We start from the raw sequence: 24,200 nt of genomic DNA, 5'->3' as shown, positions 1-24,200 counted from the left end.
ATGTCCTGCCCGCTGGAGACGTGCAGCGCGCGCAGCGTCACGCCGGAGTTGCCGTCGGCGTCAAAGAACTGCGCGCTGAACGAGGCCTTGTCCCCCTGGATCACGCTCAGGCTTGGGCCTGCGTTGATGATCTGCGTGGCACCCGCCCGGGCACCGAGCAGCAGCAAGACCAGAAGGGCTTTGAGTGGCAATGAGTTCATGAGATGTAGCAGAGTTGAAATTATAAAGGAAAAGGGATGTCTCAACAAGGCAAGGTTTAGGGGGATGGGATGTCGCGCAGCACGAGGATTTCCAGGACACCTCCGCTGGTGGTCGCCGATCCGGTCATCCAGACCACTCCGTTCGGATCAACCTTCACCTTTTTGATGCTGTCGTTTTTGTTGTTGTCGCCGTCAAAGGTCCTCTGCCAGCGGATGTCGCCGACACCCTTGTTGTGCTTGGCAAGATACACGTCCGTGGTGGAGTCGGCATTGGTGGTATAGCCGCCAATCACCGGATTGCCGATGCCATCCAGGGAGATGGAGGTGTTCTCATCGTTGCCGCCGCTTGATCCGTTGTAGCGCCCCTCCCACATGAGAGTGCCATCGAGGCCGGCATACTTCAGCGTCATGCCATCGCGCACGCTGGCTGAACGGTAGGAGGTGCCGGTGACATACACGTTGGCGTCCTCATCGACGACCATGTCCCACGGGGCGTCGGAGGAGTTGAAGCTGCTGTTGTAGCGCTTGCCCCAGATCAGCGTGCCATCGAGGGCCGCATACTTGGCGGTGTACATGTCGTAGTTGGCCCCCTGCGAGTAGGCGGCAATGATGACGTTGTTTGCGGCGTCCATGCCAATGCCTCGGACGGCATCGGGCTTGCCAGCAAAGTTATAGACCACGCCCCAGACCTTGGCACCGCCGACGGCAGCGAGTTTCACCGTCCAGGCATCGCTGCCCGAGATGCCGCCCAGCGCAACGCTGCCATCGGTGCCGACGACGACCTCGGCAGGGATATCCGAGGTGGTGGTCGTACGGTTTTGAGTGCTGGTCCACACCTCGCTGCCATCCACCTGGGCCAGCTTGGCGGCAAAGAAGTCATTGCTGGTGGAGGTGCCGAAGGTGTAGCCGCCGACCACGACATTGGTGGTCCCTTCAAGGTCAAGAGAGACGCCCACGTCGTTGCCATTCCCCGCGCCATTGATGGAATAGAACCACATCCTGTGTCCATCGCTGCCACTGTGCTTGGCCACATAAAGGTCCTGGCCTGTGCCGGCGATGTAACCGGCGATGTAAACGTCCCCGCTGGCATCCACCTTGACCGCCATGGCCTCGTCATCGCCAGCGACGGCCTGAATGTAAGTCCAGACTTTGGTGCCGTCCGACTGGTATTTGGCCAGATAGATGTCTTTGTTGGCGGTGCCGCCGGTGGTCCCGGTGGTATAACCGGCCACAATACCCGCGATGGCATCGTTGCCACTGAGCTGGAGCGCGATGTCATTGCCGACGCCAGCACCGGTGCCGGCATAGCGGTCGCGCCAGTTTTCGGTGATGCTGTCAAAGATCGTGATCGGAGCGTGGTTGACCGAGGTGACCGTGGCGTCAACGTCGGTGGCAGCGTTGTACATCGAGTCACCCGCCTGGCTGGCGCGCACGACCACCGCCCCGGTGCCGCTAAAGGTAAGGATTCCGCCGGCGATGCTGCCAGGGCCGCTCTGCACACTGTAAGTGACAGCGAGACCGCTGGAGGCAACGCCCGTGAGCGGCCACTGCGCCGTGGAGTTCAATGTTGCCGGCAGAGTGAAGCTGATGGTCTGCGAGCTTGGGTTCACCGTGAAGGTCTGGGTCACCGACGTTGCGGCTGCAAAGGTGGAGCTGCCGCTCTGCGACGCACGAATCGTAACACTGCCCGATCCTGTGAACTTCACCAGGGTGTTGGCGCTGTCATCGATCTGCGCCGGGCCGCCCACCACGGAGAACCGCACCGTCAGCCCGCTGCTGGCAGTGGCGGACAGCGTCAGCGGCGTGCCTGCGCTCTGCGTGCCGGGGTTGGCAAAGGTGATGGTCTGCGCCGCCTGGGTCACAGGTTTGAGCGCCTGGTAGTTCTTCACCAGGAAGTCTGTCGTGTCTCCCGCCGCAGTCGCGTAGCCGCCCACGAAAATGTTGCCGTCCGGCGAGATCGCCACTGCATAACCGTAGTCATGCTTGTCCGCGGCACCGTTGTAGCGGCGCTCCCACAGCAGGCCGCCGTCTGCAGCAAGCATTTTGGCGGTCAGCACATCGTAAGTTTGGGATGCGTTCTCCGAGTAACCGGTGACGACGACGTTATCAAGCGCGTCCAGGTCCAATGAGGTCAGGCTGTCCTGCAGGCCTGCCGGTCCATTGAAGCGGCGGTCCCAGATCAAGGCACCTGTGGAACCGTTGTACTTGGCCACGTAGCCGTCCTGCACACTGGCGGAGGTGTAGCTCGCGCCACCCACCACCACGTCTCCAGCGCTGGTCACCGCCATGTCAAAGGCCGCATCCGACGAGCCATACGGACTGTCCCACTGCTTCTGCCACACCGGGCTGCCGCCGCTGGTGAGCTTCACCGTGAACATGTCGTAGGTGGCGGAGTGCACAGTGCCAGCAGCCACCACTTCTCCTGCCGCGGTGAAGGCCACCGAGTAGGCCTGGTCGTCATTGCTGGTGGTGCCATCCTTGTTCCATGACCACAGGGTGGTGCCATCGGCTGACGCCAGCTTCATCACGCGGAAGTCCTTGTTGCTGTTGTTCGAGGTCTTGCTGTAGCCAGCCAAAGCCACGTTGCCGGAGGCGTCGATCGCCACGGAGGTGGCCTGGTCCACATAATAATAGCTGCCGCCGTCAATGAGACGCTCGAAGTAGGTGGTGTTGCCGTCCGAGGAGTACTTGGCGGCAAAGAAGTCCACCCCAATGTTCTTGCCATAGCCTGCCACTGCGACGTTGCCCGATGCATCAACAGCGATGCTGGTTCCCATGTCGGCGGCCTGGCCGGGTCCGCTGTAGATTTTCTGCCAGAGGAGGGTGCCGTCCGATCCAGCATATTTGGCCACGAAAACATCCGCGTTGGCAAAGCCGTTGGTGACATAGCCGGTGATCAGCACGTCGCCGTTGCCATCCACCACGATCGCATTGGCATCATCCGTGCCGTTGGCCGTGCCATTGTAAGTCTTCGCCCACAGCAGCGCGCCGGTCACCGGTTCATACTTCGCAGTATAAATGTCCGTATTGCCTGACGCGTTGGTGGTGTGCCCGGTGGCAAACACCGCCACGGCCTCGTCGCGGGTCGTGCTCTTCTGCACCGCCACAGCGGTTGCCAGACCATTGCGCGGTGTCGCAGGCGCCGTGGGTCCGCTGTAGGTGTAAATCCAGCCGTCCAGCACATCACGCGCGATGGAGCCAATCCCGGTGATGGCGAGGTTGAAGGGGTTTTCGTTCAGGTCATTGCTGTCGATGACAATGGCAGCATTGCGTGTGCCGATGCGGCTTGGGCTGAAGGTGAGCGTGAAGGTGGTGCTGGCTCCGGGTATGAGCGTGGTGGCCGTTCCCGTCGTGTCCAGGGTGTAATCGGCCGCGGCCGGACCGGTCGGCGCATGCACCAAGATGCCCATCAGATCCACTTCCCCGTCGTTCTTGATGGTGAAGGTCTTGGTCACCGGCTCGGGGGGCATCAGCTTGTCAACACTGCCATAGTCGTAGGTGCCGCCGTCGGTCTGGTCGTTGCCCGATTCGGTGACGGTGATTTCGGGAGTGACAATCTTGAGGATGATGTCGTTGCCAGGGGTGGCCAGGGTGCCGGGTGCGCTCGAGCTGCCCGAGTAGTTGATGCGGCCGTAGTAGTTTGAGCCGAGCACGTTCTCCACGTAGTCCACACCACTGAGCGTGATGACCTTCGTGCCTCCAAAGGTGCCTTTGGCAAAGGTTCCCGTGATGGCATCGGTCAGATCGTTGCTGACCAGCGTGAAGGCGTTGTTGAGCGTCGCGTTGTAACCAAGGATCGCGTCCAGCACGAGCTTGGCTCCGGTGCCGCCTGCCGCAAGATTGATCGCGCCAGTGCTGCTGATCTGGTCGTAGCTGCCGGTGCCGCCGATGTTGAAGTGGAGCTGGCCGTCCACGATGGAGATGTTGCCCGTGCTCAGAGTGCCCGCGGTGGACGCGCCGCCGGGATTGATGGCGCCGCCGCTGTTGAGCTGGATCGCTCCCACCGTGCCCGTTCCCATCAAGGTTCCGCCGTTGATCGTCGTCAGGCTGCTGCTGCCAATGCTGCCGTTGACCGTCAGATCCCCCGCACTCAGCAAGGTGGCGCCGGTGTAGGTGTTGATGCCGCTCAGCGTCACCGCACCCGCCGTGGTCTTGGTCAGTCCCACGCTGCCGCCCAGAATGGCGCTCACCGAGCCGTTCTGCATGTCATAGGTGCTGCTGCTGGTCAGCACACCGCCTGAACCCGTGATGCTGCCCGAAGTCAGCTGCACACCGGCAACGGTGTCGCTCACGGTGCCGATGGCGAAGATGCCGCCGGAAACAACCAGCGAAGAACTGTCGGAGATCTGACCCGCACCGCTCAGGGCCAGGGTTCCGCCATTGACGGTCGTGGTCCCCGTGTAGGTGTTCGAGTTCGACAGCGTCACCGTGCCGCCGGTGGATTTCGTCAATCCCACCGTGCCGCCAAGCACTGCGCTCACGCTGCCGGAGCGCACGTCATAGGTGCTCGTGCTGGTGAGCGTGCCGGAACCGGTGATGCTGCCCGAGGAAAGCTGCACTGAGGCAACAGTTTCGTCAAACGCGCCGATGGCCAAGGTGCCACCGGACACCGTCACCGCCGCTGTGTCCGACAGACGCTCCGCATTGCCCAGGGTCAGCGTGCCACCGGTGATGTTCACGATGAACGCACCTGCCGTGCCGTTGAGGGCCACGTTTCCGGAGCTGGTGAGCGTTCCCGCTCCCAGATTACCGTTCACCGTGCCGCCACTCAGGTCGTAGGTCGCCGCCGTCAAGGTGGCCGAGCCGCCAATGGTGCCGCTGCTCATGCTCAGCGTGCCCACGGTGTCATTTCCGCCGATTGTCAGGGTGCCGCCGGACACCGTCACTGCGGCCGTATTGGCCAGCTTGTCCGCACCACTGGTGGAGAGCAGCCCGCCGCTGATCGAGAGCGTGGCCGAGGAATTGATGTCTCCCGTGATGGACAGGGTGCCCGCGCTCACTGTTGTCGTGCCGCTGTAGCCATTGCTGGCGCTGAGGATCTGGATGCTTGCGCTGTCCTTGGTCAGGCCGCCCGTGCCACCAATGGCTCCGGCGAAGGTGGTGGTGCCGCTGGCATCCCCCACTGTGAGAGTATGGGTATTCAGGGTGATCGTGGCCGCACCGGCCGAGGTCAGGGAGGCCACGGACTGCGCCGCGCCCAGGGTCAGCACGGAGGTGCCCGTGCCGTCAAAGGTCAGCGCTGTGCGTGTGGCCGTCGGCAGGGCGCCAGCCACGTTGGCATTAAGAGTGCCGCTGTTGCGGATGAAGGTCGGGCCGTTGTAGGTGTTGGCCACGTTCAGGTTCACCGTGGTGCCGTCAATGACCAAGTCGGAATTGGCCGAGGCTCCGCTGATGGCCACCGTGCTGACATTGATGGTGCCGCCACCATTGAAGGTCGCCACGGTGCCGTCCTTGATCACGCCGCCGGTGAGATTGAGCACCGAGCCGCTGGCCGCTGAGAGGGAGCTGCTGGAGGCAACGGTGATGGCACCACCGTAGGTGTTGGTGCCGCTGACGTTGACCAAGGCGCCCGTCTGGCCGCTGGCTGCTCCGCCATTGAGGGAGAGAGCCTCCGCTCCGACGGTAATATTGCCCTGCATCTGCAAGGTCGCGCCATTTCTGACGGAGGTTCCCGCAGCCGTGGTGCCAAGTCCGGTGGCGTTCTGTATGTTGAGGATACCCCCGCTCACTGTCGTGGTGCCAGTGTAGGTGCTCGCACCGCTCAGGGTCAGGGTATTAGCCCCGATCTTGGTCAGGCTGCCGCCGCCGCTCACCCCATTGGTCATGCTCATGTTGCCACCGCCAGTGCCGATGCTGGAGCTGCCACTGTTAAGATTGATGGTGCCCGAATAAACGACCGTTCCGCCGCCTTCATTTTGCAGCACGCCATTTCCATTCGGGCCAGCCCCCCCATTGAGCGTGAAGTTATTGTTGATGGTAATGTCATGGAACGTGGTGAAAGCAGCACCGCTGGATATCACGATGCTCGCATCCCTCAGCGGGATTCCACCATTGCTGTCTTCCCCAGCAATCCCATTGACGATATTCACCTGCGATAAAGCGGAACCGAAGGACCCGTTGAAGTAGAGGGGATTGGCGTTGCTGCCATTATCGATGGTCAGCACGTGGTTGTTGCCATTCACCGTTCCGACGAAATTGACCTGCTGCCCCAGGTTGCTGATCGTGGCATCGGCGTTAAAAGTTAAGTTTCCACCAGTGTTGAAATTAACTGCGCCAAAATTGTATTGCAGCGCCCCACCATTGAAAATGTAGGCGCTGGAAGCATTGGCCTGCGTCAGTTGCAAAGTCCCTGCAGAAAGGGTCGTGTTGCCGGTGTAAGTATTGGCTCCAGTCAGAGTCAGCGTGCCGGCACCATCCTTGGTCAACGTACCGCTGGTCGTGCCGATGATGCTGTTGATGGTCGTGTTGCCAGCTCCGCCTACCGACATTCCAAACGTTGCTCCGGTGATTGTCCCGGTGTTGCTCAGTGTGAGGGTGCCTGCATCTGAGTTGATGCGTGTGTTGCTGCCCAGCGTGACAAGCCCTGCGTAGGTGTTGGAGTTGGTGATGTTGCGGAGGGCGCCGTCGTTGCTCACGCCGGTGCCGCGCAAGGTCAAAGCCTCGGCTGCGGTGGTGATGCCGCCCTGAATTTGCAGTGCCGCACCTGAAAACACTGTCGTGCCCACAGCAGTCGTGCCCAGCGCGTCGGCACTCTGGATGTTCAATACGCCTGACCCGCTCACCGTCGTCAATCCAGCAAAGGTGTTTGTGCCATTGAGGATCGTCGTGCCGCTGCCAAACTGTTGCACAGCGCCGCTGCCACTGATCACGTTGGCGAAATCCGTGCCTTGGACCAGCGTATTGGAGCGGACGAAGGCCAGATTGGCGTTATTAACTATCGCGCTGCTGGGGGACAGCGAGCCCGTCGTGCCGCCAATGCCTATATTCAGGCTGCCTGCACTGATGGTCGTGGTGCCGGTGTAGGTGTTGGCACCGGTCAAAGTCAGACCGCCGCTGCCATCTTTGGTCAAGGAGCCCGTGCCCGTGCCGATGATGCCGCCGATAACAGTGTTACCAACTCCGCCCACCGTTAGTCCATAAGTAGCTCCGGTGATGGTGCCAGGATTGCTGAGGGACAGCGTACTGGCATCTGAGTTAATGCGAGTGGCGCTGCCCAGTGTGATAAGTCCGGCGTAGCTGTTTCCACCGATATTGCGCAAGGCACCGTCGTTGTTTATGCCCGTGCCGTTCAAGGTTAATGCCTCAAATCCTACTCCTATGCCGCCTTGAATTTGCAGTGCTGCGCCCGAACTCACGCTCGTGCCCGCAGCCGTCGTACCCAGCGCGTTGCCGTTCTGGATGTTCAACACGCCGACGCTAACCGTCATCGCTCCCGTGTAGGCGTTGAGACCGGTCAAAGTCAGGGTGCCGGCACCATCCTTGGTCAAGCTGCCGCTGGTGGTGAGTATCCTGCTATTGATCGTCGTGTCGCCCGCACCGCCCACCGTCAGGTCAAACGTGGCTCCGGTGATGGAGCCGGCGTTGCTGAGGGTCAGTGTACCGGCATCTGAGTTGATGCGTGTGGCGCTGCCCAGCGTGACAAGCCCGGCGTAGGTGTTGGTGCCGCTGATGTTGCGCAGAGCGCCATCACTGCTGATACCTGTACCGTTCAGGGTCAATGCTTCAGCGCCGGTGGTGATGCTGCCTTGAATCTGCAATGCAGCACCTGATGCCACACTGGTGCCGCCAGCAGTCGTGCCCAGGGCACTTGCGTTCTGGATGTTGAGCACGCCAGTGCTTACGGTCGTAGCTCCCGTGTAGGTGTTCGCGCCGGACAGGATTAACGTGCCAGAGCCCGACTTCTGCACCGCACCGCTGCCGCTGATCACCGTGGCAAAATCAGTCCCCTGAGTGACCGTGTTGCTGCGGTTGAAAACCAAGGCCGAGTTGTTGGTGATCGCACTGCTGGAGGAAAGCGCTCCCGTCGTGCCGCCATTGCCGATCTGCAAAGTTCCCAGGCTGACGGTGGTGCTGCCGGTGTAGGTGTTTGCGCCAGAGAGCGTCAGAGTGCCTGCGCCATCCTTGGTCAGCGTGCCAGTGCCCGTGCCGATGACGCTGGCGATTTGAGTGCTGCCAGCGCCGCCCACGGTCAGTCCCAATCCTGAACCGGTGATGGTGCCCGAGTTGCTGAGAGTCAGGGTGCCGGAATCTGAGTTGATCCGCGTGGCGCTGCCCAGGGTGACAAGACCGGCATAGTTGTTGGTGCCGCTGATATTGCGCAGCGCGCCATCGGTGCTGATGCCTGTACCGTTGAGGGTCAAAGCCTCGGCCCCCGTGGTGATACCGCCCTGAATTTGCAGCGCAGCGCCCGAAGACACGCTCGTGCCCGCAGCCGTCGTGCCCAGCGCGTCGGCGTTCTGGATGTTCAACGTGCCGGCGATCACATTCGTCAGCCCCGCGTATGTATTCGCTCCGTTCAGGATCGTCGTGCCGCCGACACGCCCCTGCACCACCAAGCCACTGCCACTGATCACACTGGCGAAATCTGTGCCTTGGGTCATCAGATTTGTGCGGTTGAACGCGAGGGCGGCATTATTGACGATCGCACTGCTGGGGGACAACGAACCCGTTGTGGTGGCGAAGCCAAGGGCCAGAGTTCCACTGCTGATGGTTGTCGTACCGGTGTAGGTATTGGCTCCGCTCAGGGAGAACTGACCGCTGCCATCTACCGTCAGTTTCCCCGAACCAGTACCGATGACGCTCCGGATCTCTATACTGGCGTTGACACCGCCCAGCGTCAGATCAAACCCCGCTCCGGTGATGATACCGGGGTTGGTGAGCCCCAAGTATGTCCCGTTCCCTGAGTTGATGCGCGTGTTGCTGCCCAGCGTGACGAGCCCGCCGTAGAAGTTGATCCCGCTGACGTTCTGGAGGGCTCCGTTGTCGCCCACGCCGGTGCCGTTCAAGGTTAGAGGCTCGGCTCCGACGGAGATGCCGCCCTGGATCTGTAGTGTCGCCCCCGCAGACACGGTCACGCCCCCGGCGGTCGTGCCCAGAGCGCCTGCGCTCCGGATGTTCAACACGCCGGTGCTCACCGTCGTCAACCCCGTGTAGGTGTTCGTTCCGTTCAGAACCGTCGTGCCGGCCCCCGCCTGCGTCACCGCGCCACTGCCACTGATCACTGTGGCGAAGTCCGTGCCCTGGGTCAGCGTGTTGCTCCGGTTGAAGACCAGGGTTGCGTTGTTGACGATCGCGCTGCCGGTGGCCAGCGCGCCCGTCGTGCCGCCATTGCCGATCGAGAGCGAGCCTGCGCTGATGGTCGTGGTGCCGGTGTAAGTGTTGGCCCCCGTCAAAGACAGGGTGCCAGCGCCGTCCTTGGTCAAGGTGCCCGTGCCTGTGCCGATGATGCTGTTGATGGTCGTGTCCCCTACCCCGCCGACGGTCAAGTCAAGCCCGGAGCCGGTGATGGTCCCGGAGTTGCCAAGGGTCAGGGTGCCGGCATCTGAGTTGATGCGCGTGGCAGCTCCCAGTGTGACGAGACCTGCATAGTTGTTGTTGCCGCTGATATTGCGCATTGCGCCGTCGTTGCTCACGCCCGTGCCGTTCACAGTCAAAGCTTCGGCTGCGGTGGTGATGTCGCCCTGAATCTGCAGCGCAGCGCCCGAATTCACGGTCGTGCCTGCGGCGGTCGTGCCCAGCGCGTTGGCATTTTGGATGTTCAATACGCCCTCGCTCACCGTCGTCGCGCCGGTGTAGGTGTTCGCTCCTGACAGGATTGTCGTGCCGCCGCTTCCCTGTATTACCACGCCACTGCCACTTATGACATTGGCAAAATCCGTGCCCTGGGTCAGCAGATTGGTGCGAGCAAAGAGGAGGGTGGCGTTATTGACGATCGCGCTGCTGGTGGACAGCGACCCCGTTGTCGTGAAATTGCCGATGGTCAGGATGCCTGCGGAGATGCTCGTGGTGCCGGTGTAGGTATTGGCACCGGTCAAAGCCAGCAGACCGTTGCCATCCTTGGTCAAGCCGCCGGTGCCCGTGCCGATTATGCTGGAGATGACCGTGTTGGAACTCCCGCCCACGGTCAGTCCAAACCCAGCTCCGGTGATCGTGCCAGCGTTAGTGAGGAGCAGCGCGCCGGAATCTGTGTTGATGCGCGTGTCGCTGCCCAGTGTGACAACCCCGCCATATACGTTGGTACCGCTGATGCTGCGCATGGCACCTGCGGCGCTCACGCCTGTGCCGTTCAAGGTCAAAGATTCATTTCCCACGGTGATGCCGCCCTGCATTTCCAGCGCGGCCCCTGAAGCCACGCTCGTGCCCGCCGCCGTCGTGCCCAGCGCAGTTGCATTTTGGATATTCAACACACCCGCGCTCACCGTGGTGGCTCCCGTGTAGCTGTTGGCACCGGTCAAGGTCAGAGTGCCTGTGTCACTCTTCGTCAGGCTGCCGCCGGCTCCCTCGGAAGAGATGACACCAGACAGGAGCGCGCCAATCCCGCTGTCCACCTCGACACTCAAGGTGGCGCCACTCGCGATCACGACGCTGTTCGCCACATTGGAGACATTGCCTGCCACCCGAAGCGTGTCCGTTCCGCCGTCCGCACGCAGGCCGCCCGTCCCGAGGGAGGTGTTGTTGTCGATCGTGACGCGGGCATTGTCTCCGACAGTCACTCCTCCTTGGAAGGTCTTGGCGCCTGAAAGCATGAGCCCCGGTGTGCGCATGGTCCCGCCACTCGAAGTGACCGAAAATCCCCCGGTTCCGGAGACGCCAGTGTTGATCCACACATCATTATGGCCAAAAAAGCTGACATCCACGTTCACCATCCCGCCGCTGAGAACGAAGGCATTGGGAAGCGCACCGGCGACGGTGTTACCCTCAAAACCCGAGGTGCTGAAATTCACTCCGCCTGCCAGGGTGACCGTGCCCGTGCCGAAGCCATTCTGATTGCCCAGGACAATGGAACCCGCCGTAACATTCGTGCCGCCGGTGTAGGTGTTCGTCCCGCTGAGCACCAGGGTGCTGGCGCCATCCTTGACGAGGCTGCCGCCTGTGCCGCTGATGATACCGGCAAACGTGGTGCTGCCGGAGGTGTCTCCCACCGTCAGGCTGTTCGCATTGAGGTTCAGGGACGAGGTGGCGGCCCCGGTGAGGGACAGCACGGACTGGCTGACACCGAGGGCCAGCGTGGAGCTGCCCGTGCCGCTCTGGTCCATGAGGATGGCGGAGCGCGCCGGGTTCGTAGGCAGCGCGTCCACTGCGTCCGCATTCAGGATGCCGCCGTTGATGATGTAAGTGGGGCCGTTGTAGGTGTTGGCGCTGGCCAGCGTGGTGGTGCCACCGTCAATGATCAGATCGGAGTTGGGGCTGCCAGTGTTGCCAGTGATCGAGCCGGTGACCCGGATGCCAGAGGGGCCGCCCCGCAGCGTGAGCACCGTGCCTGTTTTCGTGAGCGTGCCCGAGAGGGTTAGGAGGCCGCTGCCCGAGTTCTGGATGGTGTCAGAGCCGTTGCCCAGAGCGAAGACGTTCTTCGGCAGGTTGGCCGCGCCGCCGGTATAAAGCAGCGTGCCGGAGGAGGTGCCCGCCACGCCCAGGTGCACGTCGGTTGATTGACCGAGGGGCTGCGGAGCCGAGTTGGGGGCGACGGAGTTGACCGAGACCGTGCCGCTCTGCACCTGCGTGTTCCCTGTGTAGGTGTTGGCACCGCTGAGCACCAGCGTGCCGCCTCCCGTGATGGTGACAGGCGCGGAACCGCCGATGACGGCGCTGTAGGTGACCGGGACACCCAGGGTTGGAGCAAATCCAGTCGTCGTGGTAAACACCACATCATTGCCGGTGCCGCCAGCATAGGTGAGCGTGTTATTGACGCCGCCAATGGCAACCAGCGTGCCTTCCGGCTTGCCGCTGAAGCTGCCGGTGGTGGTGCTGGCGGAAACATTGTCCAGGATCGTGAAGGTGCCCCCCACCGCAGGAACGTAGCCGCCGACCGACGTCGCCGTCAAGGAGGCGCCGGCAGTGATGATGACCGCGCCATTGGCCTTGAGCTTTTCAAACACCGTGGCCGAGGTCAGATCGGCACTGAAGCCGCCCGTCGCCGCAAAGGTGAGCGCCTTCTGGATGTCCAGAGTCGGGTAGCCCACCGGGCTGATCACATCACTGATCGTGGTCAGGCCGCTGTTCGCATCGCCGATGACCAGGGTGCCGGCAGTGACGGTGTCGAGTTCCGCATCCGAGAGTTCCAGAGTGCTGGCGGTCGTATCCACGGCGGAGCCGAGGTTGATCGCCACCGCGTTGGTCTTCTGGCGCAGCGTCACCGTGCCGGAGCTATTGGTGCTCACCGTGCCCGTCGCGAGATTCATGCTATCCGCGATGACCGTGATGTTGCCGCCATTGGTGGCCGTCGTCAGCGTGCCGTTAGCATACACTCCGAGATTGCCGCTGCCGCCGGTGCCGGGGGTGCCGGTGATGATGATATTCCCGCCGCCCGTCTTGATTTCATTGGTGCTGGCACCGACCAGGATGCCACCGTGACCTCCGCCCGTGCCGCTGCCGCCGGTGCCGGTGATGGTGAGCGCGTTCGCCCCGACCGTGTACATATCGCTCGTATTCCGAAAATTGACGCCATGGTTGCCAGCTCCCCCGACTCCGCCGATGCCGGTGACTTGCACGGGGCCATTGTTCGCGCTGATACGGCCGTTCTGCGTGTTGATATCCACACCGTTGTTAAAGCCCCCGGAGCTGCTGCCTCCAGTTCCGTGAACCGTGACCGATCCCGTTCCTCCCGCGCTGATATTGCTGCCGCCGACATAGAGCAGAATACCCCAGACAGCCGATGTGGTCCCGGTGCCGCCGACCCCGGTGACCTGCACGTTGGCGCCGTTGGAGGTGATGGACGAGCTGTTCCAGACTTTCACCCCACCCATGCTGCCCGACCCGGTGTTCACGGAAGAACCCGTGCCGCCGGTGCCCATGACCGAAACCGTGCCGCTGGTGCCGCCGCTGATAGAGCTGGTATCGACGACTTCGACGCCCGATGGGGCTGTGCCGCCGCCAGAGCCGCCTTTGCCAACCACCGTCAGGTTGCCGCTTCCCGTGACGGAAACTGACGAGTTGGTATTCACAGAGACGCCCGTGAAGGCGGCAGTGTTGGTTCCTGCGGCATTCGCACTGAGGCTGAGTGCACCGTTCACCGTCGAAATCGCTGCGCTGGTGACAACGATATCACGCGCCGTGGTCATCGAAATAGCTCCTGTGCCGGTGGCAGCGATGGCGGCATTGACGGCCAGGGTGCCAACCCCATTGACCGTGAGATTCTTGTTCACCGGCATCGTTAGGGACTGGCTGACGGTCAGGCCCGCGCCGGTGATGAGGGAGAGGTTGTTCGGATGGGTGATCGCCGCGCTGGTGGTGATGGTGCCGCTGTTGGCATCGCCGATTGCCACTGTCCCGGCGGTGACGTTATCGAGTTCGGCATCCGAGAGTTCTACCGTGCTGGGTGTGGTGTTCACACCAGAGCCGAGATCGAACGCCACGCCGTTCGTCTTCTGTCGAAGCGCCACCGTGCTGCTGCTGTTACCGCTCACCGGCCCACTCAGCCCCATGGTGTCTGCAATCACCGTGATGTTGCCGCCATTGGTGGCCGTCGTCAGAGCGCCGGATGAAATGAATTGCACGCCGTTAGCGGCAGTCCCACCGGTGCCTGGAGTGCCGGTGACGGTAATATTTCCGCCGCCCGAAGTAATCTGGCTGCCGCTGTCAGTCACCAAGACGCCGGTGTGACCGCCGCCCGTGCCGCTGCCGCCGGTGCCCGTCACGGTGACCGCATTTGTCCCACCCGCCGTGATCTTGCCGTTCAACTTGGACATAACACCATGATTGGAGTCTCCGCCGACTCCGCCGATGCCGGTCACCTGCACGGGCCCATTGGCCGAGGTGATGAAGGTGTTGTTGCTGGAGAGGAGCACTCCGATATTAAAGCCCCCGGAACAACTGCCTCCAGTTCCAGCCACTGTGACCGATCCAGTTCCCCCCGCGGTGATCGTGCCGTTGTTGTAAACGAGAATACCCCAAGCGGAATCGCCAGTCGCAGTGCCGCCAAATCCGGTGACCTGCACATTGGCCCCGGAGGAGGTGATCGTCGAACTGCCGTTCATGACTTTCACCCCAGCCAAGCCGAGCGGTCCAGAGTTGGTGGAGGAGCCCGTGCCGCCGGTGCCCGTGACGGAAACCGTGCCGCTGGTGCCGCCGATGATAGTGCCCGCATGCAGGAGCACGACGCCCGATGGAGCTGTGCCGCCGCCGCTGCCGCCTTTGCCAACCACCGTCAAGATGCCAGTTCCCGTTGTCTGAATCGAGCCCCCATCCACCGTGACGCCGTCAAAGGTGTTGGTGTTCGTCCCTGCAATGTTTGCTTCAATCGTGAGCGCCCCATTCACCGTTTTCAGCTGGCCGCCGGTGGACAGTGCCAAACTCTGGCTCACCCGGACCGTGACGGTGCCCGTGCCCGAGGCGGCGACCACGGCGCTGGCGGACACATTGACCGAATCGATGCCCGGCGACGCGTTGTCGTTTTGCAGGTCGAGATCGAGGCTGGCGTTCGATGCGAAGGTGAGGCTGCCATTGAGGTTCACCGTGTCATTGCCTGTGCCGCCATTGAGCGTGAGGTTGGGCAGGGTTCCGGTGAAGGCACCGACATTGATGGTATCAGCGCCTGCTGCTGCATCGACGCTGATGCTGGTGACGCTGGTGCGGGAAAGAGTGCCGGAGTCGCCGGAAATGATGCCCCCGTTGTTCACGGTGAAGTTGCGGCCTGCAGCGGCAAACTGGATGTTACCTGCACTAGGTTCGGAGAGGGTCAGGGTGTCGGCATTGCCGGTGCTGTCCGTGACCACGATGGCATTGCCCGTGGTGGTGATGATGTAGTCGGGCACCGCGTAGGTGTAGAGCGCGTTGCCGGCATTGCTGCCACCCGCCGTGGTCACCACCACGCTGGCGCTGCCTGCGCTGCCCGCTGCGGTGGTGGCCGTGATGGTGGTGTCATTGACGAACGTGAAGCTCGCCGCCGCCACGCCGCCGAAGGTCACGCCCGTGACTCCGGTGAAGCCCGTGCCCGTGATCGTGACATTGGTGCTGCCAGCCGTGCTGCCGCTGGTGACGTCCAGGCTGGTGACGGTGGGCACGGGAAGCGTCACAGTGATCGTGAAGGTCTGTGAGGCGCTCGTGTCCGTGCCACCGTTGGCGGTGCCGCCGTCATCCTGGGCGACCACGGTCACGATGGCCGAGCCAGCCGTGCTGCCAATAGTAAAGGTGAGCGTGCCGTTGCCGGCAATAGCGGGCTGGGTGGTGAAGAGTCCCGTGTTGTCAGCGCTCACCGCGAAACTCACCGTCTGTCCAGCCTCAGTTGCCGGGCCTGCGCTGATGCTGCTGGCAAAACCCGCCGTCGTGGAGACGCCGGAACCTCCAGCCACGCTGATGTTATGAGGGGCTGAGCCGCCAGCTGAGGTGTAAATACGCCCTGCGCCGTCCACTGCCGCCAGCATGCCGCCATCTGCGGAAGAGGCAATGGAAGACCAAGTACGATCGCTTTCCCGCGCCACCCAGGTCACACCGCTGTCAGCGGAAGTGTAAATCTGGCTGCTGTCGGCCACCGCCGCCAGCTTGCTGCCATCTGCGGAAGAGGTGATGGCCTTCCAGTTGAAACTACCACTGGCCTGTGCCGTCCAGCTTGCCCCGCTGTCGGTGGAGGTGTAAATCTGGCCGTTTGTCTGTGTCGCGGCCAGCTTGCTGCCGTCCGCTGAGGACGTGATGGCCCACCAATTGCCCCCGCCCCTCAGCGTCCAAGTCACTCCGCTGTCGGAGGAGGTGTAAATCGCGCTGCCCCAGTCCACAGCAGCCAGCTTGCTGCCATCCGCAGAGGAGGTGATGCAGACCCAGTAGGTGTTGGGGGCGCTCTGCTGCGTCCAGGAGATTCCGCTGTTGGTGGACGTGTAGATGAAGCCCAGATGCACCGCCGCCAGTTTGCTGCCATCCGCTGAGGAGGTGATGGACTGCCAGTCGCGGCTGCTGTCCCGTGCGGTCCAGCTCGCTCCACTGTCAGTGGAGGTGTAAATTTGGCCGCCGTTGACCACCGCCGCCAGTTTGCTGCCGTCTGCCGAGGAGGCGATGGACTTCCAATTGCGATCACTTTCTCGTGCCGTCCAGATCGCCCCGCTGTCGGTCGAGGTGTAGATCATGCCGCCGTTCGTCACTGCGGCCAACTTGGTGCCATCTGCGGAAGAGGCGATGGAAGTCCAGCTGCGATCGCTATCCCGCGCTGTCCAGATGGCCCCAGCAGGGGTGGTGACGCCAGCGGGCAAGGCGAAACTGGGAGCATCATTGACTGGCGTCAGTGTCATGGTAACCGTCGTGGCGGGAGCGGAGGAGGAGGTACCGTCGGACGCGGTTACCCCGAAGGTCTTGTCACCGTTTTCATTAACGGCAGGCACGTAGGTCAGGTTGGCGAGATTTGCCGCCGCGATCACCTGGCTGGCAGTGACGTCAACCCCAGAGAGCTTCAAGGCGCCCGTGATGGGCAGAGAAGCGACGGTGATGCTGGCCAGGGCGGTGCTTTCCGGATCGCTATAGGCTCCGGTAAAGTCTGCCGCAGCGAAGGTCACCGTTGTGTCCTCAAAGCCGCTCTTGATGATGGCCGCCAGTGTCGGAGGGGCGTTGTAGGTAAAGAGGGCGTTCGCCGCGTTGCTGCCGCCCGGGGTCGTCACCACCACGCTTGCGCTGCCTGCCGTGCCCGCAGGCATCACCGCGGTGATGGTGGTGTCATTGACCACGGAAAAACTCGCCGCCGCCACGCCGCCGATGGTGACGGTGGTGGCTCCGGTGAAGCCCGTACCCGTGATCGTGACGCTGTTGCCACCGGCCGTGCTGCCACTGGTGATGTCCAGGCTGGTGACGGTGGGAGCAGCAGCGCCTTGCGAAGTGTAGATGTAGCCTCCGCCGACACCTGCAGCCAGCCGACTGCCATCCGCCGAGGTGGTGATGGACGTCCAGGAGCGGGAATCTGAGGATGTGCGCTCCACCCAATTGCTGCCTGCGTCGCTGGTGGTCCAAACACTCGTTCCATCAGCCACTGCCGCGAGGAGATTGCCATCCGCCGAAGAAGTGATGCCTGTCCACGAGGCATTGCCCGGTGGGCTTCGCTCCGTCCATGTCACGCCGCTGTCAGCTGAAGTGTAGATGTAGCCGCCATATACCGCTGCCGCCAGCTTCGTGCCATCTGCCGAGGAGGCGCAGGTCTGATATTGGAGAGCCGAAGACCCCGCGTTCTGCGTCCAGTTGACGCCACCATCGGTCGAAGTCCAGACGACTGCGCTCTTTGCGACGGCCACCAGTTTCATGCCGTCTGCCGAGGAGGCGATGCCGACCCAATTCAGACCACTTCCGGTGGCGCTGGATGTCCAGGTAGCCCCGCTGTCGGTGGAGGTTTTGATGTTCCCACCATACTGCACCGCAGCCAGCCTGCTGCCATCTGCGGAGGAGGTGATGCAATGCCAGAGGCCAGTTCCTGAAGCTGTACGCACCGTCCAATTCGCACCGCCGTCAGAGGAAGTCACGACTGCGGAGCCAAAAGCCACCGCTGCCAATTTAAGTCCATCAGACGAGGAGGTGATGCCATACCAAATGCGGGTGCCAGCACCCGTCCGCTCCGTCCATGTTACCCCGCCATTGGTGGAGGTCCAGATGGAGCCGTTATTGGCCGCCGCCGCTAGTTTGAGCCCATCGGCGGAGGAGGTGATGGAGTAGCAAGTGATGCTGCCTGTCCCTGTTTGTTCCCCCCAGGTGCCTCCGGCAGCCACTGGTGCCGTGCCAAAGGTGTACATTCCCGTGCCAGTAGCCGTTCCGCCAGGCGCGGTGACCGCCACGTTAGTGGCCCCTGACGCATGCGCGCCGGTCGTCGCCGTGAGCATCGTGTCACTGATGACGGTCACTCCCGTGGCCGCCACGCCGCCGATTGTCACACCAGTGGCCCCGGTGAAGCCCGTACCGATGATCGTCACAGACGAGCCACCCGCCGTGGTGCCATTGGGCGGCAGGATGGCCGTGACAGTGACAGCGGCAGTGCCGTCCAGCACCACCCGGTCAAAAGCCACCGAGGCCAGGGCATCCGTCACCGAGCCACCACTTTCGGCCCCCAGAAGCAGCGTGGGCGCGGTGCCCAGATCATCGATTGAATCAAAGCCGGAGGCACCGATGGCGGAGAAGAGAATTTCCCCCGAGTCATAGCTGTCCGTCGTGCTGGTGACCCGGAAGCTGTCCGTGTCCGCCTGCACCACATACGAGAGGGCGCCGCCTGCATAGGAAGGCAGATGCGGCCCGCCAGCCAGCGTCAATGAGCCGGATGTGCCGCCGATGGCGCTGGCTTTAAATGTTTTGGTAACCGCATCGAAATTGACAATGAACACATAAGCGGAACCGAACTGGCCCACAGCCACCAGGGCCTGCGGCACGCCACCGATCGTGGGGGAGGTCATGGAGCTAATGTCCACATAGGCGGTGAATGCCGCAAGAGGCCCCAGGCTGGCCGTCTTCATCAATTTGGGCCCGCCATTGCTACGGGTGTCCGTGATCGTCACCACCGTGCCGGACTCGACAATGGTGGAGGTCCCCGCCGTGTCCAGCCCCATGTCCGTCCAGCCCGCAGGCAGGCCGCCCGAGTTACCTGTGAAATGGTTGGTGTAAAGCGGCGTGCTGTAAGAGTACAGTGTGTTCGCCGCGTTGCTGCCGCCCGGGGTCGTCACCACCACGCTTGCGCTGCCTGCCGTGCCCGCAGGCATCACCGCAGTGATGGTGGTGTCATTACCCACGGAAAAACTCGCCGCCGCCACGCCGCCGATGGTGACGGTGGTGGCTCCGGTGAAGCCCGTGCCCGTGATCGTGACGCTTGTGCCACCGGCCGTGCTGCCGCTGGCGATGTCAAGGCTGGTGACGCTAGGAGGGTTCAGTGGCAGATTCGCCCGTACGATGGAGGGGGAGAGGGTGGACCCCGCCGTGCCGAAGGAGCCGCCTGCATACAGGTGTGACGAGCCATCGACAACCAGCGCCTTCACGCTTCCATCCATGCCAGACCCCAGGGCCGACCAGGCAGTGCCTGACCACTTGGCAATGCGATTGGCGGCAGCGCCGCCTGCCGTGGTAAAGTCTCCGCCGGCATAAATATCACTGCCACTCACCGCCAACGCATTGACGGAGGAGCCAAGTCCTGTCCCGAGGGCCGACCAGGCAGTGCCGTCCCACTTGGCGACGTAGTTGGCCGTAAGCGCTCCGATCGAAGTGAAACTTCCCCCGACGTAGAGATCGGTGCCCTTTACGGCCAGTGCATTGACATAAGGACTGTTCAACGCCCCGCCCACCGCAGACCAGATGCTGCCATTCCACTTGGCGATACCTGTGACCGTCACTCCGCCCGCCTGGGTCAAAGCTCCGCCAACGTACAAATCGCTGCCTAGCACTGCCATTGAAGAGGGCTGACCGGCGAACCCTGTGCCGAGTGCCGACCAAGTGCTGCCATCCCATTTGGCGATTCTTTCGGCCGTCACCACGCCCACAGTGGAGAAGGATCCCGCGACGTACAGATCAGTACCTCTCACGGCCATTGTCAGGCCATGAATGGCGGTTCCTGCGGTGCCAAGTTTCGACCAGGAAGTGCCGTTCCACTTGGCGACCCCACCGGTTCCTGACACCCCGCCGATTGAAGGGAAAGTACCCGACGCATAAAGGTCGCTGCCCATGACCGCCAGGGCCCATACGGAGTTGGAACTGACCCCGCTACCGAGTGCCGACCACGCGCTGCCGTTCCACTTGGCGATGCCTCTGGCAGGAACTGAGCTTATCAAGGTGAAGTCTCCGCCGACGTAAAGATCGGTGCCCATCAATGCCACCGCAGAAACGGTGCCGTTTGTACCCGTGCTCGCACCCAACGCCGACCAGGCGGTGCCACTCCACTTGGCAATGCGGTTGACCGTCAGCCCGTCCGCGGAGGTAAATCCCCCCCCGGCATAGAGATTGGTGCCGACGAACGCCAACGCGTTGACCGTGGAAGTCGGCCCCTGACTCAATGCCGACCAGGCGGTGCCGTTCCACTTCGCTATGGCATAGGCGGTGACTCCACCTGCAGAGACCATGAGCCCCCCCACATAAAGATCGGTGCCGTTCACCGCAAGCGCCCTGACATTAGGGTTAGACATCCCGGTGCTGAGAGCCGACCAGGCGGTACCATCCCACTTGGCGATGCTGTTGACCGTAACCCCGGCAGCAACGAGGAAGCTCCCCCCCGCATAAAGATTGCTGCCACTCACCGCCAGCGCGTTGACGCTGCCACTGGCCATGCCCGTACTGAGAGCCGACCAAGCGGTGCCGTCCCACTTGGCGATGCGGTTGACCGTCACCCCACCCGCAGTGGTAAAGTCTCCCCCGGCATAGAGATCAGTGCCGCTGACCGCCAGCGCATTGACAGTGCTGCCGTTCATACCGGTGCTGAGGGCCGACCAGGCGGTGCCATTCCACTTGGCGATGCGGTTCACTGTCACCCCGCCCGCAGTGAGGAAGGAACCTCCCGCGTAAAGATCGGTGCCGTTCAGGGCCAGCGAATTGACTGCGCCATCCATTCCGGAGCCAAGAGTCGTCCAAACGCTGCCGTCCCATTTGGCAATGCGGTTGGCGACGACAGTGCCAGCCACTACAAAGGAGCCGCCCACATAGAGATTGCCGCTGGCATCTGCCAAGAGTGCGTTCACCGCGTTCGACGTGCCTATCAGCCCAGAGCTCAGGCTCACCCAGTCCGCGTCGCTGAAGGTGGGGTCGATCCGAACCGGATAAACCGCACCCGCATCCTCCACACGCACAGCCAGGCGTGCAGGGGACAGAACTTCCAAAGTCGCAGCAAGAGCGCGGCCCGTGGCATCCGTCACGCGCAGGCGGTTGTAAGCCAGCACACGTCCGGAGCGGTCCAGCGTAAGTTTTACCCCTTCAGAGGCCGCTTCCGCCGTGGCCCCACTCAGCGCGAGCTCCACATTGACACCGCCTGAACCCGCAGGCCGTTGCATGACGATAAAATCTTGACGGACGCCATCGGCACTGACGCTGTATTCCTCAACCAAGCCTGGTCGGGTGAAGGTGACAAGCTTGTCTGTGAAGACGACGCTGCCCCGCTGGGGAATCGGGGAGGTCTGCCCTTCGGCCCGCCCAATGGCGCTGGCGGAGAGTTTCAAGGTGCCTCCACCCTCTGCGGTGGACTCCAGCGAAAGGCCCTCGCGGGTCACCGTGCCAACAAGTTTCTGGAATCCGGTGCGCAGAATGGCGCCGCCTGCCGTGGCGGTAATGCCAATGGCATCGCCCTTGTAGTCCGCCGTCGCCTTCGACCCTAGTTCCGAAAACGGGATAGGAACGGATTCTACGGCTGTTTTTGCCGGGAACGGCTCGACCGCGTAAAGCGCTGCGGTGAAACTCAGGAGGACAAGCGAGAGAATGCTTTTCATGGCAAAGAAGGCAGGACGGGAAACAGAGAGGAAAATCAAAATGAGGGGACGGTGTGGAAAGGACTCTGACTCAGCCATCGGACTGACAGGTTTTTTCGTAAAATGCCGGTCGAACATCCACGTTTTCCCTACCCATGACAGCGGTCCGTCGTTGCAGTTGCTGATCAAGAAAGAGCAGCGAGGCGCAGGTGAGGAGATGTGTGGATGTCATTATGTGGGGCAGCAGAGTGTCCGGAGAGATCAGGCGGAACCAGCAAGCGCCCCTTGCAAAGCCAGGAATTTCCCGGCAGCAGGTTGTGAAAAGAGGCTAGTTCAAATGAGGGACAAATTTCCCTGCACGCAGATGAATTAACCAAATAAAGACAGCTTTATCTGGCGCAACTCCCATGCCAGAGCAAGTGGCATTTCTTAAATACAAATTATTTTGTAGTCCTGCAATTTTCCATTATTCAGACCTCAGAAGGTCGGGTAATCCGAGGTAAAAAAATTCCAAAACCATGGATGCCTCCTGTCAAACCCACCCTCGCCAGCGGTAAACCCAAGAACCGACGGTTTCATGCAGCCAGGCACCGAAAACCTCCAGGCCACGTGGGCTGGGAAGGTGGAGGTAGTGCAGCTCTCCAAGATGGTTCAGGCTGTTGAGGTAGTTGCAGGGGACGGGGATGACATTGATCCCGGCCTTGCGAAAGGTGGCCAGGGTGCGGGGCATATGATTCGCGCTCGTGACGAGGAGCAGCCGGGTAAGCCCGCGCTCCTTTGCCAGGGCTGCCACTTTGACGGCTTCGTCGTGGGTGTCTTTGCAAACTCCCATGCTGAGCAGTTCGGCCTTGAGCGTGACGTGGGCGCGGAGGTAGTCGCTCACGGCGTCCGCCTCGGAGTAAACACGGCCTTCGTGGGGGTAGCCGCCGCCGCCCAAGATGAGAAGCGGTGCCTTGCTCTCGGCTGTCAGAGTGAGGGCGGTGGTCAGCCTGTCGGCTCCAGACTGCAGCTTGAAACCAGAGGGTTCCACCAAGGAGGGTTCGAAGCCTCCTCCCAGGCATACGATGGCCTCGGTCTGGGGCAGGTCCGCCAGCTTCACCCGGGGAACCTGATCTTCCAGACCGGATATGAGCCATGAGGCAAAGGGGGTGCAGGTGAGGAGCGTGAGAAGTAGCCAGGCTGCTCCCGGAAACCAGAGATCAGGAGAACGGCGCCGAAAGATCCTGCGCACCAACCACAAGCCTATGACCAGCCAGATGATGGACAGGGGCTGGATTAGGTGGAGCAGGGTCTTCAAAATCAATGTCATACCAGACGCTACAACGATTTTAGCCGCCTCTGCAAGTATCGCGGAAAAAAACTGCCCGCGTTAGGAAAAAGGGCTCCACAAGGCGGTCTCTCTGCCTGGCTCGCCAATCCGTTAGGAATGCGCTATTTAATGGAAACCAGCCCTGAGGCCCCCTGATTTGAAGCGTCCTTTTCCCAACACTCTCGTCCCCCTGTCCATCCTAGGTCTGGTGTTCCTGCTGTTTCTTCTGCCGTTGCCGCAGGGCTGGGCACAGGGATGGCGTGGAGAACTGACCAACCGCCTGCACGCGCCACTGATGGCTGTGTGCCTGGTAACCGCAGCGCGACTGCTGGGTCAGTTTCAGAAGCCGTTGCCGAGCCTGGTGCTGGCAGTGACAGTCGCGGTGGCGCTGGCTGCGCTGATCGAATGGGTGCAGCCTTGGTTTGGCCGCACGGCCAGCCTGGATGATTTCCTTTGGGGCATGACCGGCGTGCTGGGCGGCTGCCTCTGGCAGTGTGCGGGGCTGCTCCCTTCCCTGTCGGCACGAGTTCCTGCCTGGATTCTCGCGGTGGTGTGTGCGCTGGCTCCGCCATTTCTCTGGTTCACCCAGGTAACGCTGGTGCGGGCAGACGCGCGGCGCATCTTTCCCGTGCTCGCTGAGAGCACCCACGCACGAATGCAGCTGCTTTGGACGATCGAGCCTTCTCCCGGAGAAAACGTGGATGCTCAGTCGAGTCTGAAGCTTTCCCGGGATGGCGCCCACCCTGGCAGCATGCATTTGGACACTCTGGACCGCGACTGGAGCGGTTTTGCAGGGCTGGAGATTTCCGGAACGCTGAAGGCGAAGGCGGCAGTGGAGGTGGGAGTGCGGCTGGATGTGGGAGAAGATGGCGGCAAACGCATCCGCACCGGAGGGTGGATGCAACCGGGGGACGGAGTGATCCAGATCTCCTGGCCCAAGGATGCCCCAAGACCACGGGTGCATCAGCTGGTGGTCTTTCTCGCAGCTCATCCCGAGGCAGCAGAACTGGAGATCCACCGTCTGCGCTTGATCGAGACGAAGGAAATGGAGGCGAAGTAGGCGACCGGGCGCAATTCCGGCATAAAAATATTTTCGGCTGCTGGTTTACAAGCCGCGAGGTTCGCTCAATAAGCAGGATTCCCCAT

General features: G+C 62.1%; 4 protein-coding genes. 1 reads left to right on the top strand and 3 read right to left on the bottom strand.

Annotated elements, in window-relative coordinates; all coding sequences use genetic code 11:
* The 3 genes from ACILSR_RS30445 to ACILSR_RS30435 all read right to left on the bottom strand — a co-directional run.
* Positions 1-200 (bottom strand): hypothetical protein (locus ACILSR_RS30445; RefSeq protein ID WP_395753591.1); only part of this gene is annotated, 200 nt, incomplete at its 3' end.
* Between the two features lie 56 nt (positions 201-256).
* Positions 257-21,766: an autotransporter-associated beta strand repeat-containing protein gene (locus ACILSR_RS30440; RefSeq protein WP_395753590.1), complete on the bottom strand. Its 21,510-nt coding sequence runs from the start codon at positions 21,764-21,766 to the stop codon at positions 257-259.
* Positions 21,767-22,277: 511 nt separating this feature from the next.
* Positions 22,278-23,054: a YdcF family protein gene (locus ACILSR_RS30435; protein WP_395753589.1), complete on the bottom strand. Its 777-nt coding sequence runs from the start codon at positions 23,052-23,054 to the stop codon at positions 22,278-22,280.
* A gap of 157 nt (positions 23,055-23,211) precedes the next feature.
* Between ACILSR_RS30435 and ACILSR_RS30430 the strand changes: the two genes are divergently transcribed.
* The gene (locus tag ACILSR_RS30430) at positions 23,212-24,114 is read left to right on the top strand and encodes a hypothetical protein (RefSeq protein WP_395753588.1); all 903 of its coding nucleotides are present in this window, start codon (positions 23,212-23,214) and stop codon (positions 24,112-24,114) included.
* Positions 24,115-24,200 lie beyond the last annotated feature (86 nt).

The organism is Prosthecobacter sp. (assembly GCF_044222565.1).
GTDB lineage: Bacteria > Verrucomicrobiota > Verrucomicrobiia > Verrucomicrobiales > Verrucomicrobiaceae > Prosthecobacter.
This window is presented reverse-complemented; position numbering and strand designations above follow the sequence as displayed.